Genomic DNA, 17,492 nt, shown 5'->3' on the forward strand with positions numbered 1-17,492 from the left:
AGAACTCAATAAGATCTGTTTAGATCAATTACTTACCAAAAAAGTAAGCAATCTCACGCGTTGCAGATTCAACAGAATCAGAACCGTGAACAGCATTAGCATCGATAGACGCAGCGTAATCTGCACGCAAAGTACCAGCAGCCGCTTCAGCTGGGTTAGTAGCCCCCATCAATTCGCGGTGACGCAAAACAGCGCCTTCGCCTTCAAGAACAGAAACAACAACAGGACCAGAAGTCATGAATGCAACTAGGTCTTTGTAGAAAGGACGTTCTTTGTGCTCAGCGTAAAAACCACCAGCAAGTTCGTCGTCTAGTTGAACCATTTTAGCTTCAACAATTTTAAGACCTGAACGCTCGAAACGAGAGTAGATTTCACCGATAACATTTTTAGCAACTGCATCCGGCTTGATGATTGAAAGAGTACGTTCCAACGCCATGTAAAACTCCAAAATAATATATAAAGTAAGCCGCTTTTTATCTATTTAATAGTAATATTTACTAATATCGATAAGAAACGAACTTAGACCAAAAAAAGATAAGCGCGTGGATTATACGCACCTATTTATTAAAATTGTATGCTTTTTATGAGATTCTTCTACGAAAGCGAATATCTTTTTTATAAGAAGCAATCAAATCGAGTATTCCGCAGAACCTCTATATCAGTCTCGTCCTATTGTCGTAATCCAGAAACCGCTTTAATAATAAGTTCAGCTGCGCTGTCAACATCGTCTTCGGTTGTAAAACGACCAATAGAGATACGCAATGAGCTGTGGGCCAATTCATTCGACAATCCCATCGCCCTTAATACGTAAGACGGTTCTAAACTGGCCGAAGTACAAGCTGACCCCGAAGACACAGCAATGTCTCCAAGAGACATCAATAATAACTCACCTTCAACACCGCCAAACCCAACATTTAAAACACCGGCAACTCTTTGTGTAGGATGACCATTCAAATGCACATCGGACAATGTTTGTAACTGACTCCAAAGACGTTCTCGTAACGCAGAGATTTTCACAAAATCGGTTTCCATCTCTGCCTTAGCGTAAGCAAATGACTCCCCCATTCCCACAATTTGATGCGTTGCTAATGTACCAGAACGCATACCACGCTCATGTCCACCACCATGAATTTGCGCTTCGATTTTCACTTTTGGTGAACGACGAACATATAAAGCACCAATACCTTTTGGTCCATAGGTTTTATGGGCCGTAAGAGACATTAAGTCAACATTCATCTTATTAACATCAATAGGATGCTTGCCTGTAGACTGCGCTGCATCTACGTGAAAAAACGTACCATTTTTACGCGTTAGCGCACCTATTTTTTCAATATCAGTAATCACACCAATTTCATTATTTGCATGCATCAATGAAACCAAAATAGTGTCTTCTCTCAATGCCGCCTGAACATCGTCTAAAGCAATAACTCCCATAGAGTCCGGTTTTAAATAAGTGACTTCAAAACCTTCTTTTTCTAATTGCTTACATGGGTCCAGCACCGCTTTATGCTCAATTTGAGAGGTAATAATGTGCTTACCCTGTTTCGCATAAGCATACGCAACGCCCTTTAGCGCTAAATTATTCGCCTCCGTTGCCCCTGATGTCCAAACAATTTCACGGGCATCTGCACAAATCAAATCAGCGACTTGCTGACGTGCGTCTTCAACGGCTTCTTCTGCTCTCCAGCCAAATGCATGAGATCTGGAAGCGGGGTTAGCAAAATTACCATCAAGTGTTAAACAATCAGACATGCTTTTAGCAACACGAGGGTCCACTGGTGTCGTAGCTGAATAATCTAAATATATGGGCGTTCCCATTAAACTCTCCGAGCGAATATCTATACGTTAGAATGTTTTGCAATAGATTGAATTTTTGAAACAATCGCTTTTAGTCCGTTACCACGTGTCGGGCTTAAGTGACTTGCCAGATCCAATTCGACAAAGAAACCATCCATATCAAAAGCTAATATTTCAGCGGGTGACTTTTTATCAAACGCTGCCATAACCAATGCCAATAACCCTTTTACAATAATGGCATCACTATCAACATTAAAAGACAACACTCCTTTTTTCTGAGTAAAGTCTATCCAAACACTGCTTTGACATCCTCGAACTAATCGCTCGTCGGTACGTAAACTCGCATCAAATGACGGCAATACTTTTGCAAGATCGATAATGTATTTATATCGATCTTCCCAATCATCAAAAAACGCTAAGTCTTCAATGATTTCTTCTGTTGTTGGTAATGGCATAACACCTCAATATATAAAATCATGACTTTGTGGATGAAAGCGTTCACAGAATGCTCCAAATAGCAAAAAGCCATTAATAAAAATAGGAAAGCCTCGATTGTAAAACAAGCGAGGCTTAAACACACAACTCAATTTATGATATATCAAAAAAGTGTTAGAAAAATAAACCCGCTTCGAGTTGCGCTTCTTCACTCATCATTTCTCTAGACCAAGGAGGATCAAAAACCAACTCCACATTGACTTGCTCTACATTAGGTACTTTCGCAACGCGATATTTCACATCGCTGACAAGTACAGGCCCCATTCCACAGCCTGGAGCGGTTAACGTCATGTTAACATCCACTGATTTGCTGCTCTGTTCTATTTCTACAGAGTAAATCAACCCTAATGAAACCAAGCTTATTGGAATTTCAGGATCGTAAATAGAATGCAATGCCTGCCAAACTTGCTCATCGGCAATATCATCCGAATCCGATTCGGTAAAACTCAATACTTCAGGCTCCTGACCAATTGCTGCCGCATCTAAACCATCAATACGAAACATATTTCCCTGCCAAGTGACCGTATAATTACCACCTAACGCCTGATTAATCGTAATAAATTGGCCTTCAGGGATAACCGCTGGAATACCACTTGGCACACGACGAGCAGGGCATTCGGTTTGAGTAACCACCATTTTTTGCATGCTGTATTAACTCACACTAAAGCTTTCGCCACAGCCACATTCAGCTACAACGTTAGGGTTATTAAATTTGATAACATGGTTAATACCTTCTTGCACAAGATCAATCTCTGTACCTTTAATCATGCTCACAGCACCAATATCAACCGCAACAACAACATCACCAAAGTTCAGTACATGATCACTCTCTACCGCTTGATCAACCATATCCAGAACATAAGCAAACCCAGTACAACCGCTTTCTTTGGTACTTACTCGAATTATTTTCCCAGTTTGAGAAGACAATTTCTTCGCAAAATACTGCTCTGCTGCTTGGGTTAACGTGACAGGTTGAGCTAGGTCAACAGATGGATCAAATGTCGTAGCAGACATATTTTTCTCCTAAGCCAACATGGCTTTTACTTTACGTAATGCATTAAAGAACACATCAATTTCTTCTAGGGTATTATAAATTGCAAAAGACGCTCTTGCAGTACCCGGAACATTAAAACGATTCATTAGTGGCTGAGCACAATGATCACCCGTTCGAATGGCAATACCTTGCTTATCGAGTAAGAAGCCAATATCTGCAGGATGACCTTCATCTAGAACAAAACTTAAAACACCAACTTTGTCACTGGCATCACCGACAATCATCAGCCCTTCAAATTCCTTTGCTTTTTCTGTGGCATAATCCATCAAGGCTTTTTCATGCGCTTGAATGCCCTCTAAATCAAGAGCAGAAAACCAACGAATCGCTTCACCAAAAGCAATGGCATCACCGACATTGGGCGTACCTGCCTCTAAACGAAAAGGCAGAGTATTCCAAGTCGCCTCGGTAAAACTCACAGTAGAGATCATTTCTCCACCCGTTTGCCATACGGGCCACGACTCTAAGACAGACTCTTTTCCCCATAAAATACCAACACCCATTGGTGCATACATTTTATGCCCAGAAAAAGCATAGAAATCACAATCGATAGCCTGCACATCCACGTTTCCATGAGCAATACCCTGAGCACCATCAATTAAAACCAGAGCGTCCACAGTCTTTGCAAGTCGAGTAAGTTCAATAATAGGATTAACCGTACCAAGTGCATTTGAGACATGAGGAAACGCAACCAGTTTCGTGTTGCTTGTTAATAGTTTTCGATACTCCGCAATATCGAGTTCACCTTTATCATTGATAGGCACAATATTTAGTTTAGCGCCCTTTTTAGCGCAAGCTTGCTGCCAAGTAACTAAGTTTGCATGATGCTCCATCGACGTAACAATCACTTCATCGCCTTCTTGCAGCAATTGGGCTAAACCATTTGCAACAATATTAATGGATTCAGTGGTGCCACTTGTCCATATGACTGAATTGCGCGATGGCGCATTGATGAAACTGGCAATAATGTCTCTTGCACCTTCAAATCGACGGGTTGCTTCATCAGCCAATTTATGAGCACCACGATGCACATTCGAATTACAAGTAGAGTAATAATCTACTAAAGCATCAATAACGCATTGTGGCTTATGAGTAGTCGCTGCATTATCAAGATAAACCAAAGGCTTCCCATTAACCATTCTTGTTAAAATAGGGAACTCTTTACGAATAGCTTGGACATCAAAGCTCATATTTTTCTCACTAAATCTAAATTAACAACACGTGTGTCACTCACAATTTATCGAGTGACTTCCATTTGAGCAAAACGATTACGAATTTGTGGACGAACCCACTCAGCCAATATTTGGTTTGGCATTTGATCGATCAATTCGTTAATAAAACCAAAATTCAACATGACCTGCGCTTTACTGCGTGAAATGCCGCGAGACTCAAGGTAATACAACGCGTGTTTATCAATCTCAGCAACCGTTGCGCCATGAGCACAGCGTACATCATCAGCATAAATTTCTAACTCGGGCTTAGTGTTAATTTCAGCTTTATCAGACAATAATAAGTTGCGATTGTTTAATTCTGCTAATGTTTTTTGTGCATCACGATGAATGTGTATACGGCCGTTAAACACCGCTTTTGCGTGATCGGCAACAATCCCACGTACATTTTCTAATGTTGTGCAATTTGGAACCGCATGCTCTACCGTTGCGTGCAAATCAAACAACTCTTTTCCATCCAATAGATAAAAAGCATTCAATTTAGCGTTAGCAAATTCACCATCATAAATAATGTCAGTATCAACACGGCTCAGGTCGCTACCAAAACCAACAAGTGTGCTATTTAAATCAGCACGCTCACCCAATTTAAAGTGACAACCACCAATGCTGATCGACTTATCCGTTTGCAACGCAAAACGATAATGTTCAAGTTTTGCTTCAGCACAAATGTCATATTCAACAAAACCTGTGTTTACGCTCTCTAGATTACCTTGATAATGCTCAGAAACCGTTAAGCTAGCGCCTTTATTCAGTTTTACAAAAACACGAGTATGTGACTCTGTATTTAATCCTACCAAAGAGGTAATGCGAATCGCTTGAGAAATAGAGACGCCTTCCGCAACTTCAATACGAATAATATCTTCTGCCAGAACATCATTGATCAAACCAAACACATGACGCTCTGGTTTAATTTGAGAAAGCTCCTCTACGCTCGCTTTCTTTACAGAATCCGCAGCAGAAGGTAAATAGGTAATGGTTAGCCCATTAGGCAGCGCCTCTTTTAAACCATCGATATCAAATTGACCGTTACGAAAAACAAGATTTAGGCTTTCAAAACCATCAATTTCATCTGGCATATCTTGATATTCAATGTCAACCGCTGAAAGCGTTACACGCTCAAGAGACTTTAAAGAAGTATACTTCCACGCTTCTGTTTTGCGTGTTGGCCAAGGCGTTTCTTTCAAAGTCGCTAAAGACGCTTCTCTAATAGGAGATAACCAATCGCTGGTCGAATTAGCACGAGCTATGGCATTTTCTAACCATACACTCATAGGAAATCACCTCCCAACTCATCTGCTGGTTCATTATGAATCCAAGAATAACCTTCAGCTTCCAATTCTTTTGCAAGGGAAGCATCACCACTTTTCACAACTTTACCGTCAGATAATACATGTACAAAGTCAGGTTTGATGTAGTCTAAAAGGCGCTGATAATGGGTCACAATGATAAAGCTACGATCAGAAGAACGTTGGCTGTTTACACCGTTCGCTACGACCTGCATAGCATCGATATCTAAACCGGAATCGGTTTCATCTAAAATGCAAAGTTTTGGTTTTAATAGAATCATTTGCATTAATTCGTTGCGCTTCTTTTCTCCGCCAGAAAAGCCTTCGTTCACACCACGCTTTAAAAACGCTAACGGTAGGTTAACTTGTTTACATGCTTCTTTCGCAACTTTAAGAAATTCTGCCGATGTATAAGCATCATTACCACGTGCTTCTCTTTGGGCATCAACCGATGCTTTTAAAAACTCAAGATTACTTACACCAGGGATTTCTACAGGGTACTGGAACGCCAAGAACAAGCCCGCACGCGCTCTTTCTTCTGCTTCCATATCAAGGATTTCAACACCATCCAAAAGCGCAGACCCTTTTTCTACTGTATAACCATCACGACCGGATAGAACATAACCCGTCGTACTTTTGCCAGCGCCATTTGGGCCCATGATTGCATGAACTTCGCCAGGCTTAACATCTAGATTTAGGCCCTTCAAGATGTTTTTTTCTTCGACACTTGCATGTAAATCAGTAATTTTAAGCATGCTTTTCTCTTTAGATGATGCGGTGTTAGACATATTGGGGTTCCTCAACCTACTGAGCCTTCAAGGCTGATTTCTAGTAATTTGCCAGCTTCGACGGCAAATTCCATTGGGAGTTCTTTGAATACTTCTTTACAGAAGCCATTAACAATCATAGAAACGGCCTTTTCTGGCTCAATTCCACGTTGACGACATAAAAACATTTGTTCGTCACTGACTTTGGATGTGGTCGCTTCATGCTCTACAATTGCGGAAGGGTTACGGCTTTCGACATATGGGAAGGTGTGTGCGCCACATTGATCACCGATTAGCAGTGAATCACATTGAGTAAAATTACGCGCACCTTGAGCACCTGGATTCATACGAACCAAGCCTCGATAACTGTTGTTACTGCGGCCAGCGGAAATGCCTTTCGAGATAACCGTCGACTTGGTATTTTTACCAATATGGATCATTTTTGTTCCAGTATCGGCTTGCTGTGCACCACGAGTAAGTGCAACTGAGTAAAACTCTCCAACACTGTTGTCGCCTTTCAAAATACAGCTTGGATATTTCCAAGTAACCGCTGAACCCGTTTCAACTTGAGTCCAAGAAATTTTTGCACTTTCATGGCAAATACCGCGTTTCGTTACAAAGTTGTAAATACCACCTTTGCCATTTTCATCGCCAGGATACCAATTTTGTACCGTTGAATATTTGATTTCAGCATTATCCATTGCAACAAGCTCAACAACCGCCGCATGCAATTGGTTTTCATCACGCTGAGGTGCTGTGCAGCCTTCTAAATAACTAACATGGCTGCCTTCATCCGCAATAATCAATGTTCGTTCAAACTGTCCCGTATTCAGTTCATTGATTCGAAAATACGTCGATAATTCCATCGGGCAGCGCGTACCTTTGGGAATATAAACAAAAGAACCATCCGTAAACACAGCACAATTTAATGCCGCAAAATAATTGTCTTTTGTTGGTACAACACTACCAAGATACTTTTTAACCAACTCCGGAAAGCGATGTACCGCGTCTGAAATCGGGCAAAAAATAACACCCGCTTTTTCAAGCTTTTCTCGAAATGTTGTCACAACTGAAACAGAATCGAAAACAGCATCGACAGCAACACCAGCAAGCATTTGTTGCTCAATGAGGGGGATACCCAGCTTCTCATAGGTACGAATCAATTCAGGATCCACTTCATCGAGTGATTTAGGCTTATCCTTCATGCTTTTTGGCGCAGAATAATAAGAAATAGCTTGGAAATCGATTTTAGAATACTTAATGTGAGCCCAATTAGGCTCTTCCATTTCTTGCCACACACGAAACGCTTTTAAGCGCCACTCTAGCATCCATTCAGGTTCATTTTTCATGCTTGAGATACGATGAATAATGTCTTCATTTAATCCAGGTTCAAACGTGTCTGATTCAATATCAGATACAAAACCTGCCTCGTATTCCCGTTCGAGCGCCTTGTCAATTTGTTCAGTCATAACATAAAACTCACTTTTTAAAATAGGTCAAAAAGGTGCTCTGCCTACATTCACTGTCCGCTTTAATAGAGTGCTAACTCACTATTTCTGCATCAATTTTGTCTTTTACTGTTTCTTTAATACCACGTTGATACTCGTTATCTTGGCGATCTGCAACCGTTCGAACATCTTGTCTTAAAACCAGTTGCTCCAAGCTAATATGGCTTAAAAAGTCATGAATTTGCTCGCTTAAGTCGCACCATAAATGATGAGTCAAACATGTTGCTCCCGCTTGACAGTCACTTTGCCCCTTACAACCTGTTGCATCAATAGATTCATTGACAGCATCAACAATTTGCGCAACAAAAATATCTTTATTCGGTCGGCTGAGCTGATAACCTCCGCCAGGGCCTCGAACACTGGTTACTAAGCTTTGCTTACGCAACTTAGCAAACAATTGCTCTAAATAAGAAAGAGAAATACCTTGTCGCTGAGATATATCGGATAAAGAAACGGGACCACTATTCGTATGCAATGCAAGATCCAGCATTGCAGTTACTGCATATCGACCTTTTGTTGTCAGGCGCATAGTTCATCCGCTAAGCAATTTAATGGTCGACTATTCAATCAAAACCCACTATTTTAGTCAAGTATATACCCTACTAAAACACTAAGGTATGCAATTAAAAGGCAAGGTTTCATTTTTGATCCGTATTCTACGAGGTGATAGGAAAAAACAAAACCCCTTAAAATAAGTAAAATAGCTATAAAGGCCAAAGAAAAACCATCATTGAAATACCTCTAAAAACTTCCCTAGCCCTAACACAGAAAATCTACTGTATTAAATTTCAACGTCTATACTAAAATAAAATCCCCTCTATCTTGTTAACGATCATCAATCAAAAACATGACACAATAAAGGAGTAAGAAATGACAAGCAAAAACATGACACAATAAAGGAGCAAGAAATGACAAGCAAAAAAACCATTGAAGAACAAGATGAATCATTAAACATAAAGCCTAAAAAAGGCGTGTTGAAACGCTTTAAAACTCTCTTTCTAATTATTGCTCTGCTATTAACGTTTTTTTCATCTATTGGCGGATCAGTGGGCCTAACTCTGTACCTCACTCAGAGCGATGATGTATCGGATTTACAAATAGAACAAATGACAGAATTAACAAAAGACATTACAGAGTTACAAAATAGAATTACCCAGCAAGACTCGACACTGATACAAATAGCAGACAACACAGAGCAATTAAAAACGTATCTCAGACACAGCAGCGCCAGCTCAATAAAAAACATCATGCTGGATCAAGAAAAAAACATCCAGTCTTTCTTAATCGTATTAAAAGCCAGCATGAGAGATTTATCTTTAATTGTAGGGCAGTCTGATGATTGGCAACAAGATTACGACGAACAACTCAATCAAGCCATTCAGCAAAGCAAAAGAAGAGAGAAGCTTCTATCCATCCTTAAAACAGGAGAGCCAGTATCACAGCAATAAATCAGATATTGCACGCCCCTGTGCCCAGAGAAACAGTTTCGTGAAGGTGGTTCTTTTGACTAGTTGAATTCAAGTAAGCAACCGAATTAAAAAACCACCTTTACGAATCAATACAACATCTAAATATCTAAAGCGAGCTTAGTACCTTGATTAATGGCTCTTTTGGCATCCAGTTCTTTTGCAACATCCGCACCGCCAATCAAATGGTAAGGCTTAGTTAAATTGTTTTTTAGGCTGTTATTAGAATCCTGCCCTGCACAGATAACCACTTGATCAACCTCTAGTAGTCTTGGTTCACCCTCGACTAAAATGTGTAAACCAGCGTCGTTTATTTTTTGATAATCACAACCTGATAACATTTCAACGCCTTCTCTTTTAAGATCCATACGATGAATCCATCCTGTCGTCTTACCAAGCTTGGCACCCACTTTGGTTGTTTTTCGTTGAAGTAAAAAAACATTTCTAAGTGGCACTTTTTCAGATCGGTTTACTTGCATCACACCACCACGTGTTTGAAGTGTTTTATCTATCCCCCACTTTGACATAAAGGCATCTATATTTTGACTTGTTGATTCACCTTGATCTAACAGAACCTCACTAATGTCAAAACCAATACCACCAGCACCAATAACAGCAACATTTTTTCCTACCTCAACACCGTTCATCACATCCAAATAACTCAATACCTTTGGATGATCTATGCCGTCAATATCTGGAATTTTTGGCATAATACCTGTCGCAATAATAACTTCATCGAAATCGCTTTGATTCAGACTTTCTGTGGATACCTTAGTATTAAGCAACAAGTTCACTCCTGTCAGCTCAATCTGGCGAAAGTAATAGCGCAGTGTTTCATAAAATTCTTCTTTTCCGGGTATGCGTTTAGCGATATTAAACTGCCCTCCAACCTGATTCGACGCATCAAACAATGTTACATCATGACCACGCTTTGCGGCTGTCGTAGCAAAAGAAAGCCCTGCTGGACCTGCGCCAATCACGGCTAATTTTTTCTTTTTATCCACTGGCGCTATGATCATTTTAGTTTCATGACAAGCCCTTGGATTCACCAAACAAGAAGTCAATTTATTCGCAAAGACATGGTCTAAGCACGCTTGATTACAACCAATACAGGTGTTAATTTCGTCCGCACGCTGCTCCTGCGCTTTTACCACAAATTCGGGGTCTGCCAAGAATGGCCTTGCCATAGAGACCATGTCCGCATCACCGCGTGATAAAACTTCCTCAGCCACATTCGGCATATTAATTCGGTTCGAGGTAATTAAAGGAACGGTCAGCTCTTTCCTCATTTTGGCTGTGACCCAAGTAAAAGCTGCCCTAGGAACACTGGTCGCAATAGTAGGTATACGGGCTTCATGCCACCCAATCCCCGTATTAATGATTGTTGCTCCAGCCGATTCTATCTCTTTCCCCAGTTCAACAACCTCCTCAAAAGAGCTACCACCTTCAACCAAATCCAACATAGAAAGGCGATAAATAATGATAAAGTGTTTACCCACTTTTTCTCGTATTCTACTAATCACTTCCACAGGAAAGCGAATGCGTTTTTTATAGTCACCACCCCAATCATCTTCTCTTTGATTGGTTCTTTGCACTATAAATTGATTCAGTAAATAGCCTTCCGACCCCATAACCTCAACACCGTCATATCCCGCTTGTTGAGCCAATAATGCACTGTTTTCAAAGTCTTGAATTTGCTTCTCTATCAAGTCTTCCGTCAGTTCAGTCGGTACAAATGGATTAATTGGCGCTTTTATTGGAGAAGGTGCTACCGCTTTAGGATTATAAGCATAACGACCCGTATGCAAGATTTGCATACAGATTTTACCATCTTCATTATGAACAGCTTGAGTGATCTTTTTATGATTTTCTACATCACTAGAAGACACCATTAACGCAGCAAAAAGATTAACTGCACCTTCAGCATTTGGCCCAATCCCCCCTGTGACAATCAAACCTACCCCTCCTTTTGCACGCTCAGCGTAAAAAGCGGCCATTCTGTCAAAACCGCCTTTCATCTCTTCTAAACCAAGGTGCATAGACCCCATTAAAATACGATTTTTTAACTGAGTAAAACCAAGGTCCAGTGGTTCAAAAAGGTGTGGGTACAAAGCATGAGGCATAATGATAATCTCTTTTTATTCATCGACTCAACAGAAACGCAAGTCTTGACACCGTCAAGATAACACTTTATTTTGACATCGTCAAGATGGATTGATACATTAGCACCATGACAACATCAAAAGAAACCTATCATCACGGCGATCTTCGTCAATCTTTAATCCTCACAGCAACCGACATACTTAAAGAGCACGGTGTTGACGGTATATCAATGAGAAAACTTGCAGACCAAGTCGGTGTTTCTCGAACCGCCCCATATCATCACTTTAAAGACAAAACCGCACTTCTATGCTCAATCGCAGAACAAGGCTTTATACTACAAAATGAAATTATCGAGGCTTTCTATCAGAATGAGAGAAACCTCTCTCTTCAATCTTCATTTGAGCAATACGTATTCGCCTATATTCAATTTGCAGAAGACAACAGTGAAACTTACGATTTAATGTATGGTAGAGATATTTGGAAATCTGATAGTGTGTCTGAATCATTAAAAGAAACATCTAAAAAGAGCTTCAAACTTTGGATTCAATGGATTGAAATATTACAAAAAGAAAACGTAATTTCCCAAATTGGTTCACCATTAATAGTAGGCCAAACCACTTGGGCAACGCTACATGGAATATGTCGTTTATTTATGGATGGTATTTATCTCGATAGACAAGATATCAAAGAAATGGCTCAGCAAGCAATAACATTGCTCACCTTGACATCAAACAACACTCAACCTTCTTAGTTTTATCAATATCTATAAGCTATATGGAGGCTTTTCCGATTAAGTCACGACGCCTTCTATTGTCTCTGTGGCTAATATAAACCAGTGGCATAATAATAAACAAAGAACCAATGACGACAAACACATCCATGCTCTCATTAAACCAAAGCCAACCAACCACCATTGCGCTTATTAAGCCAGAATACTCTGCACTGGCCACTTCACTTGAGGCAACATAACGATAAGCCAACAAACATGTAAAGCTATAAAAGATGGAGCAGACTGAAGAGGCAAATGCAAAGATAACCAACGACCAATCCCATTGAGCGTTTTCGAAAAAAGCCAATCCACCGACCATAAGCATGGCAAAAAAGTATGTTAACAGCATTCCATGAACCAACGTCTGCTTTTTCGGCAACTGACGTATTAACAAGCTATTAAACGCTAAAGCCAAAGCAAATAATAACGCATTAATAATTCCCAAACTCAGTTCACTTGGTCTTAAAATAATGAGTATTCCAATCAGCCCAAACAAGGCAGCAAACATCACCGAGCAAGATAACGTCTCTTTATAGAATAAAGAAGCTAAAAAAATAATTAATAATGGTGCGGTATAAAACACAGCATTTGCTGTAGCAAGGGGTAAATCACCTAATGCAAAGACCAATAACACCCCCGCCACTACCCAGATACCACCTCTTAAAAAATGTAACTTGGCCCCCTCAAACGGTTGAGCCCAATTAACTTGGCGAATAAAAGGCAGTAAGCACAAAATCATGCAAACCACCCTCATAAAAGTGAATTGAAATACAGGAATGTCTTTTCCTGCCATTTTAATAAATGCATCGCATAGAGTTGCCATCAAATTACCCAAAATCAGTAACACAATCGCACTGCTTACTGTTTTACCTGACATACACACCTCCACCGAATAATGAACTCTATCTACTGTAGGCTGTATTTTAGATGGAAAAAAACATTAGTTATAATGATAAAAATTGAGTTAGTATTAATTTTTTGAATAGTGAAACTATGCTTTTACCTCCACTCAAATCCTTACCTATCTTTGAAGCCGTAGCAAGGTTAAACAGTTTTTCAAAAGCCGCTGACGAGCTACACCTTACCCAGAGTGCTATATCTCACCAGATCAAGCTATTAGAAAACTATTTAGGTGAAAGCTTATTTATAAGGCAGGGAAGAAATCTAAGAATGACGGACGAAGGGAGAATTTATCTCAGCAGTATATCGTCTTCTTTAGAGCTCATTAGCCACGCAAGTAACCAAATTAAAGGCCATGAAAAAACAAGTATTCGCCTTGCTGTTTACAGCTCTTTTGCCGTCTCTTGGTTAATTCCTCGACTCAATGACTTTAAAAGGTTACACCCTCAGATAGATATCTCCCTAGAAATGACCCACTCAACTCCAGAGCTTTCAGATAGAGTAGCTGATTGCTTTATTACCGTAGATAAAGTTAAGCGAGGTTTCAGTGCTGATCTACTTTATGATGAGCGCTTGTTTCCTGTGTGCAGTCCCGCTTTTTTCACACAAATACAAGCAGATCTTGGTACCCAAGATTTCCACAGAATTAAAGAACACATTTTAGAAAACCCTAGAATTTTGGAAAAGTACCCTCTTATTACCCACAGTAGCATTTATGAAAAATACACGGAGGATTGGCGATTTTGGTTTGAAGATCAAGGAACAAAACTATCAGAATCAATTAAATTTCAAAAATTTAGCCATCTATTATTGGCATATGAAGCTGCTAAGCACCATCATGGAATCGCGTTAATTAATGACTTTGTGTTTAAATATCGAACGCCTAAAGACAGCTTAATTGCATTGCCCACACACTTTGTAAAAACAGCAGATCAATTTAATTTTGTTTACAAAACAAGCCGTAGAAACGAACATGGAATAAGCCAGCTAAAACAGTGGATAACACGCCAAAGTAAAAGTCTTGAATTTGATCCTGACAGCAATTAAAACAAGAGTGCAGAAAAAATGATACGGTAGCCATACTTAATCAAGCTGCACAAAATACTATGAATATAGGAGGGCACTTTATTAAGGGTGGTTTGTTGAAACGGATGAACAAAGTAACTACCTCAATATCCTGCATCATATTACTGGTGCCATCTGAGGTGGTATTAGCAAGCGAATACACTTGGAAGCTACCTAACGGGCTTCCTCCTCTAACTGCCCCTTCAGATAACTCAATATTTCGTATCAATCACTTTTTAATCAATGCTATTATGAAGGAAAGAACACCCTATCTTCAGATAGCAATCAAAGGGGTCGAACTGTTTTCAAGTGAACGACTAAATTGTATGAGTTGCCCGACATGACTCCATTTCATAGCCGCACTAAAAGAGCCACCTCTTTTCTATAACACAGGTCTTTATAATAAAAATGACGACGGTTTATACCCTCTTAACAACCAAGGCCTATTTGAACAGACAAAAAAGAAGAACATAAAGGTCGCTTTAGAACTGCAACATTACGAAACATTGCCCTTACCACGCCTTATATGCACGATGGGGCTATTAAGTCTTAATTAACGATTATGCCGCTGGAGGAAGATCTGCACGCATAAGTAAAGCATCACCATTAACATCAAAAAAAATCAACGCATTCTCATTAACCAATGAAGAGAAATCAAAGTCAGTTTCGTTCCTTGAAAACTTAACAAATGAAAAATCCACTTCTAACTCAAAACATTCCTTACCATTTCAGTAATTATTAGTAAACTAGACATTCTTAAATTCAAGACTAAAATCTAGACAGTCCAATAGACGTTATTTTCTGACTAAAAGAAGTGTTTTTCTTATGATTAGGAGACCACCCGACAATAAATCGATGAAAATCAGCCCAAGCAACCGAAAAAAGAAGATGCCACTCCTTTGCAACTTCTTCAGATAAACTAGGAGACTCACCTTGGTCAATTAGACACCGTGATAATTCACTAAAATAATTATCCAATAAATAATCTAGGTGTAACTCTAATTCGTTTTCACTCAAACAACTCCCTATAAAATAAGCAACATCCTGTACACCAATACCTTTTCCAACATATTGAAAGTCAACAGCGGACACTTTGTCCATTTTCTTAGAGAAACAAAAATTTGCCACTTTAGCATCACCGTGTACCAACGTCTGGAAAGTCGCGTTTTCTAATGCCTCAGAAAGCAATCTAGCGGATGATTTTAAGCAGCCTTCAGGCATTGCATTCCATTCATCTTGACGAGTATTTAAATGCCAATACGTGCCTTGTTCCCATAATCCCTTTGGCCAATTTTTATTTGGAGAGCGAGTAATAAAACGAGCGTGAAACGACGCAAGCCATTGCAGACAAAGAACAGCCTCAAACACAGTTAACTCATTACGCCTAACATGAAACCCTGAGTCATCTAGATCTTCAAGTAAAATGTAGGCTTGATTTTTTTCTGCATATGAAAAAACACCGAAACAACGTGCAACACGACATTCATCATCGCATTGACTAGACCATGTCTCATACCAGTTTTGTTCAACTAAATAAGAGTGTATTTTCCGTTCCGCTGCATGATTTGAACTCCACCCTCTAGGATGGGACATTTCTGCAGGGACTTGAATTTGCTTAAGAATAACGGATGATATACTGCTTACACCAGAAACAGAGTATCTAACGATTTCGCCACATCCACTCCATAAACTTTGAACAACCTCTAATTTCCTCACTGATATGGCATTCATCTGTCGTTTTATAAATATTTCAGGTGTCATAATTCACTATCAAAATTATTTCTAGAAGGTCTTAGTTCATTCAACCACAACTTCTGAACCCAAAAAAACCCTGACAGGGTAACCTATCAGGGCTTTATAATTAAAACTTAACGACGACCTACTCTCACATGGCGAATGCCACACTACCATCGGCGATGACGCTTTTCACTTCTGAGTTCGGGATGGGATCAGGTGGTTCAACGTCTCTGTGATCGTCAAGCAAACAGCTTGCGTTCGTTCTGAAAACATATCAAAACACGCGAATATACACTTGAATCTACAGTAATCTTGTGGCGGAATAATAACACCATATATTGAATCAATCTATATAAATAAACAGCTAATTAAACTTATATTTCATACCGCTTCAACAAGTACGAATGCCGCACTAACCTCGGTTGTCATAGAGTCTCTCAAAAGACTCTATAGTTATACAACTGGATCAGATTTCAATTGTTGAAGTGGCCCAGTTCTGCATTGTTGGTAACATTAATATCTTTGCACAGATAGTAACTTAATCAATCATATCTAACCATGTGGTTAAATCGCTCTATATACATTTCTGAAATAGAGGAAACAAAACTCAAACTCCCAGCTACGATGATTGTGGGTTGTGTTACCAACAATGCAAAACTGAATTTCACGAAAGAGGGGCGCCTTTTATATCCCTCTTGGACACACTTTATGGGACGGTATGATTATTTCTAGGAGGCCTTGATGCACTGTCTTGAATTTCAACCGAACTTCAATCTCCGAACCAAAAAAAACCTGACAGGGTCACCTATCAGGGCTTTCTAATTGAAACTTGACGATGACCTCGTTCCCTTCATAAAGAGCCACATGGCGAATGCCACACTACCATCGGCGATGACCATTTTGTCAATGGCTGCGACATTATTTCTAGGAGGTCTTGATGCACTGTCTTGAAATTCAATTAAAGTTCAATCTCTGAACCAAAAAAACCCTGACAGGGTAACCTATCAGGGCTTTCTAATTGAAACTTGACGACGACCTCGTTCCTTTCATAGAGAGCCACATGGCGAATGCCACACTACCATCGGCGATGACCATTTTGTCAGTGGCTGAATCAATATTTCTGGGAGGCCTTGATGTACCGTCTTGAATTTCAACCGAACTTCAATCTCTGAACCAAAAAAAAACCTGACAGGGTAACCTATCAGGGCTTTCTAATTGAAACTTGACGACGACCTACTCTCACATGGCGAATGCCACACTACCATCGGCGATGACGCTTTTCACTTCTGAGTTCGGGATGGGATCAGGTGGTTCAACGT

General features: G+C 39.8%; 17 protein-coding genes and 2 rRNA genes. 3 read left to right on the forward strand and 16 right to left on the reverse strand.

What is annotated here, in order from left to right; all coding sequences use genetic code 11:
- Positions 1 to 28: 28 nt before the first annotated feature.
- From ndk to iscR, 10 genes are all read right to left on the reverse strand, one after another.
- Positions 29 to 436: a nucleoside-diphosphate kinase gene (gene ndk, locus ACMUMJ_RS08390; RefSeq protein WP_269127220.1), complete on the reverse strand. Its 408-nt coding sequence runs from the start codon at positions 434 to 436 to the stop codon at positions 29 to 31.
- Positions 437 to 669: 233 nt separating this feature from the next.
- Entirely contained in the window at positions 670 to 1,818 is a 1,149-nt protein-coding gene (locus ACMUMJ_RS08395) for an IscS subfamily cysteine desulfurase (RefSeq protein ID WP_414678371.1), read from the reverse strand.
- 20 nt (positions 1,819 to 1,838) lie between these two features.
- Entirely contained in the window at positions 1,839 to 2,252 is a 414-nt protein-coding gene (locus ACMUMJ_RS08400) for a SufE family protein (RefSeq protein WP_414678372.1), read from the reverse strand.
- 154 nt (positions 2,253 to 2,406) lie between these two features.
- Entirely contained in the window at positions 2,407 to 2,937 is a 531-nt protein-coding gene (gene sufT, locus ACMUMJ_RS08405; protein ID WP_414678373.1) for a putative Fe-S cluster assembly protein SufT, read from the reverse strand.
- A 6-nt stretch (positions 2,938 to 2,943) separates the two neighbouring features.
- Positions 2,944 to 3,306 (reverse strand): HesB/IscA family protein, encoded by a 363-nt coding sequence (locus tag ACMUMJ_RS08410; protein WP_414678374.1) that lies wholly within the window; start codon positions 3,304 to 3,306, stop codon positions 2,944 to 2,946.
- A gap of 9 nt (positions 3,307 to 3,315) precedes the next feature.
- Positions 3,316 to 4,533: an aminotransferase class V-fold PLP-dependent enzyme gene (locus tag ACMUMJ_RS08415; protein WP_414678375.1), complete on the reverse strand. Its 1,218-nt coding sequence runs from the start codon at positions 4,531 to 4,533 to the stop codon at positions 3,316 to 3,318.
- A gap of 47 nt (positions 4,534 to 4,580) precedes the next feature.
- Positions 4,581 to 5,843, reverse strand: coding sequence for a Fe-S cluster assembly protein SufD (sufD, locus tag ACMUMJ_RS08420; RefSeq protein ID WP_414678376.1), 1,263 nt, complete (start codon positions 5,841 to 5,843; stop codon positions 4,581 to 4,583).
- The gene (sufC, locus tag ACMUMJ_RS08425) at positions 5,840 to 6,613 is read right to left on the reverse strand and encodes a Fe-S cluster assembly ATPase SufC (RefSeq protein WP_414678392.1); all 774 of its coding nucleotides are present in this window, start codon (positions 6,611 to 6,613) and stop codon (positions 5,840 to 5,842) included. The genes sufD and sufC overlap by 4 nt, the downstream gene beginning before the upstream one ends.
- Before the next feature lie 44 nt (positions 6,614 to 6,657).
- Positions 6,658 to 8,094 carry a Fe-S cluster assembly protein SufB gene (gene sufB / locus ACMUMJ_RS08430; protein WP_414678377.1) on the reverse strand — a complete coding sequence of 479 codons (1,437 nt, stop codon included), beginning with the start codon at positions 8,092 to 8,094 and terminating at the stop codon, positions 6,658 to 6,660.
- 73 nt (positions 8,095 to 8,167) lie between these two features.
- Positions 8,168 to 8,662, reverse strand: a complete 495-nt coding sequence (gene iscR, locus ACMUMJ_RS08435) for a Fe-S cluster assembly transcriptional regulator IscR (protein ID WP_414678378.1) — start codon at positions 8,660 to 8,662, stop codon at positions 8,168 to 8,170.
- A 379-nt stretch (positions 8,663 to 9,041) separates the two neighbouring features.
- On the opposite strand from iscR, the gene ACMUMJ_RS08440 reads away from it, so the two are divergent.
- Positions 9,042 to 9,581, forward strand: coding sequence for a hypothetical protein (locus ACMUMJ_RS08440; protein ID WP_414678379.1), 540 nt, complete (start codon positions 9,042 to 9,044; stop codon positions 9,579 to 9,581).
- A gap of 119 nt (positions 9,582 to 9,700) precedes the next feature.
- On the opposite strand, the gene ACMUMJ_RS08445 is transcribed toward ACMUMJ_RS08440, so the two are convergent.
- Entirely contained in the window at positions 9,701 to 11,722 is a 2,022-nt protein-coding gene (locus tag ACMUMJ_RS08445) for an oxidoreductase (protein WP_414678380.1), read from the reverse strand.
- Between the two features lie 107 nt (positions 11,723 to 11,829).
- Here ACMUMJ_RS08445 and ACMUMJ_RS08450 point away from each other — a divergent pair, with 107 nt between their 5' ends.
- Positions 11,830 to 12,453 carry a TetR/AcrR family transcriptional regulator gene (locus ACMUMJ_RS08450; protein WP_414678381.1) on the forward strand — a complete coding sequence of 208 codons (624 nt, stop codon included), beginning with the start codon at positions 11,830 to 11,832 and terminating at the stop codon, positions 12,451 to 12,453.
- A 19-nt stretch (positions 12,454 to 12,472) separates the two neighbouring features.
- Here the strand turns inward: ACMUMJ_RS08450 and ACMUMJ_RS08455 are convergent, their stop codons facing one another.
- Positions 12,473 to 13,348: a DMT family transporter gene (locus ACMUMJ_RS08455; RefSeq protein WP_414678382.1), complete on the reverse strand. Its 876-nt coding sequence runs from the start codon at positions 13,346 to 13,348 to the stop codon at positions 12,473 to 12,475.
- 116 nt (positions 13,349 to 13,464) lie between these two features.
- Between ACMUMJ_RS08455 and ACMUMJ_RS08460 the strand changes: the two genes are divergently transcribed.
- Complete coding sequence (locus ACMUMJ_RS08460) at positions 13,465 to 14,418, forward strand: LysR family transcriptional regulator (protein ID WP_414678383.1); 954 nt, start codon at positions 13,465 to 13,467, stop codon at positions 14,416 to 14,418.
- Positions 14,419 to 14,996: 578 nt separating this feature from the next.
- Here the strand turns inward: ACMUMJ_RS08460 and ACMUMJ_RS08465 are convergent.
- The 4 genes from ACMUMJ_RS08465 to rrf (ACMUMJ_RS08480) all read right to left on the reverse strand — a co-directional run.
- Entirely contained in the window at positions 14,997 to 15,137 is a 141-nt protein-coding gene (locus ACMUMJ_RS08465) for a hypothetical protein (protein WP_414678384.1), read from the reverse strand.
- A gap of 67 nt (positions 15,138 to 15,204) precedes the next feature.
- Positions 15,205 to 16,197 (reverse strand): oxidoreductase family protein, encoded by a 993-nt coding sequence (locus tag ACMUMJ_RS08470; RefSeq protein WP_414678385.1) that lies wholly within the window; start codon positions 16,195 to 16,197, stop codon positions 15,205 to 15,207.
- Between the two features lie 105 nt (positions 16,198 to 16,302).
- Positions 16,303 to 16,417: ribosomal RNA gene (gene rrf, locus ACMUMJ_RS08475) — 5S ribosomal RNA — on the reverse strand.
- A 976-nt stretch (positions 16,418 to 17,393) separates the two neighbouring features.
- A 5S ribosomal RNA gene (rrf, locus tag ACMUMJ_RS08480) occupies positions 17,394 to 17,492 on the reverse strand; the annotation flags it as partial.

Origin of the sequence: Marinomonas phycocola, from assembly GCF_047525455.1 — a bacterium.
GTDB lineage: Bacteria > Pseudomonadota > Gammaproteobacteria > Pseudomonadales > Marinomonadaceae > Marinomonas.

Coding starts and splice junctions, on each gene's coding strand:
- ndk (WP_269127220.1), bottom strand. CDS start 436: ATGGCGTTGGAACGTACTCTTTCAATCATCAAGCCGGATGCAGTTGCT.
- ACMUMJ_RS08395 (WP_414678371.1), bottom strand. CDS start 1,818: ATGGGAACGCCCATATATTTAGATTATTCAGCTACGACACCAGTGGAC.
- ACMUMJ_RS08400 (WP_414678372.1), bottom strand. CDS start 2,252: ATGCCATTACCAACAACAGAAGAAATCATTGAAGACTTAGCGTTTTTT.
- sufT (WP_414678373.1), bottom strand. CDS start 2,937: ATGCAAAAAATGGTGGTTACTCAAACCGAATGCCCTGCTCGTCGTGTG.
- ACMUMJ_RS08410 (WP_414678374.1), bottom strand. CDS start 3,306: ATGTCTGCTACGACATTTGATCCATCTGTTGACCTAGCTCAACCTGTC.
- ACMUMJ_RS08415 (WP_414678375.1), bottom strand. CDS start 4,533: ATGAGCTTTGATGTCCAAGCTATTCGTAAAGAGTTCCCTATTTTAACA.
- sufD (WP_414678376.1), bottom strand. CDS start 5,843: ATGAGTGTATGGTTAGAAAATGCCATAGCTCGTGCTAATTCGACCAGC.
- sufC (WP_414678392.1), bottom strand. CDS start 6,613: ATGCTTAAAATTACTGATTTACATGCAAGTGTCGAAGAAAAAAACATC.
- sufB (WP_414678377.1), bottom strand. CDS start 8,094: ATGACTGAACAAATTGACAAGGCGCTCGAACGGGAATACGAGGCAGGT.
- iscR (WP_414678378.1), bottom strand. CDS start 8,662: ATGCGCCTGACAACAAAAGGTCGATATGCAGTAACTGCAATGCTGGAT.
- ACMUMJ_RS08440 (WP_414678379.1), top strand. CDS start 9,042: ATGACAAGCAAAAAAACCATTGAAGAACAAGATGAATCATTAAACATA.
- ACMUMJ_RS08445 (WP_414678380.1), bottom strand. CDS start 11,722: ATGCCTCATGCTTTGTACCCACACCTTTTTGAACCACTGGACCTTGGT.
- ACMUMJ_RS08450 (WP_414678381.1), top strand. CDS start 11,830: ATGACAACATCAAAAGAAACCTATCATCACGGCGATCTTCGTCAATCT.
- ACMUMJ_RS08455 (WP_414678382.1), bottom strand. CDS start 13,348: ATGTCAGGTAAAACAGTAAGCAGTGCGATTGTGTTACTGATTTTGGGT.
- ACMUMJ_RS08460 (WP_414678383.1), top strand. CDS start 13,465: ATGCTTTTACCTCCACTCAAATCCTTACCTATCTTTGAAGCCGTAGCA.
- ACMUMJ_RS08470 (WP_414678385.1), bottom strand. CDS start 16,197: ATGACACCTGAAATATTTATAAAACGACAGATGAATGCCATATCAGTG.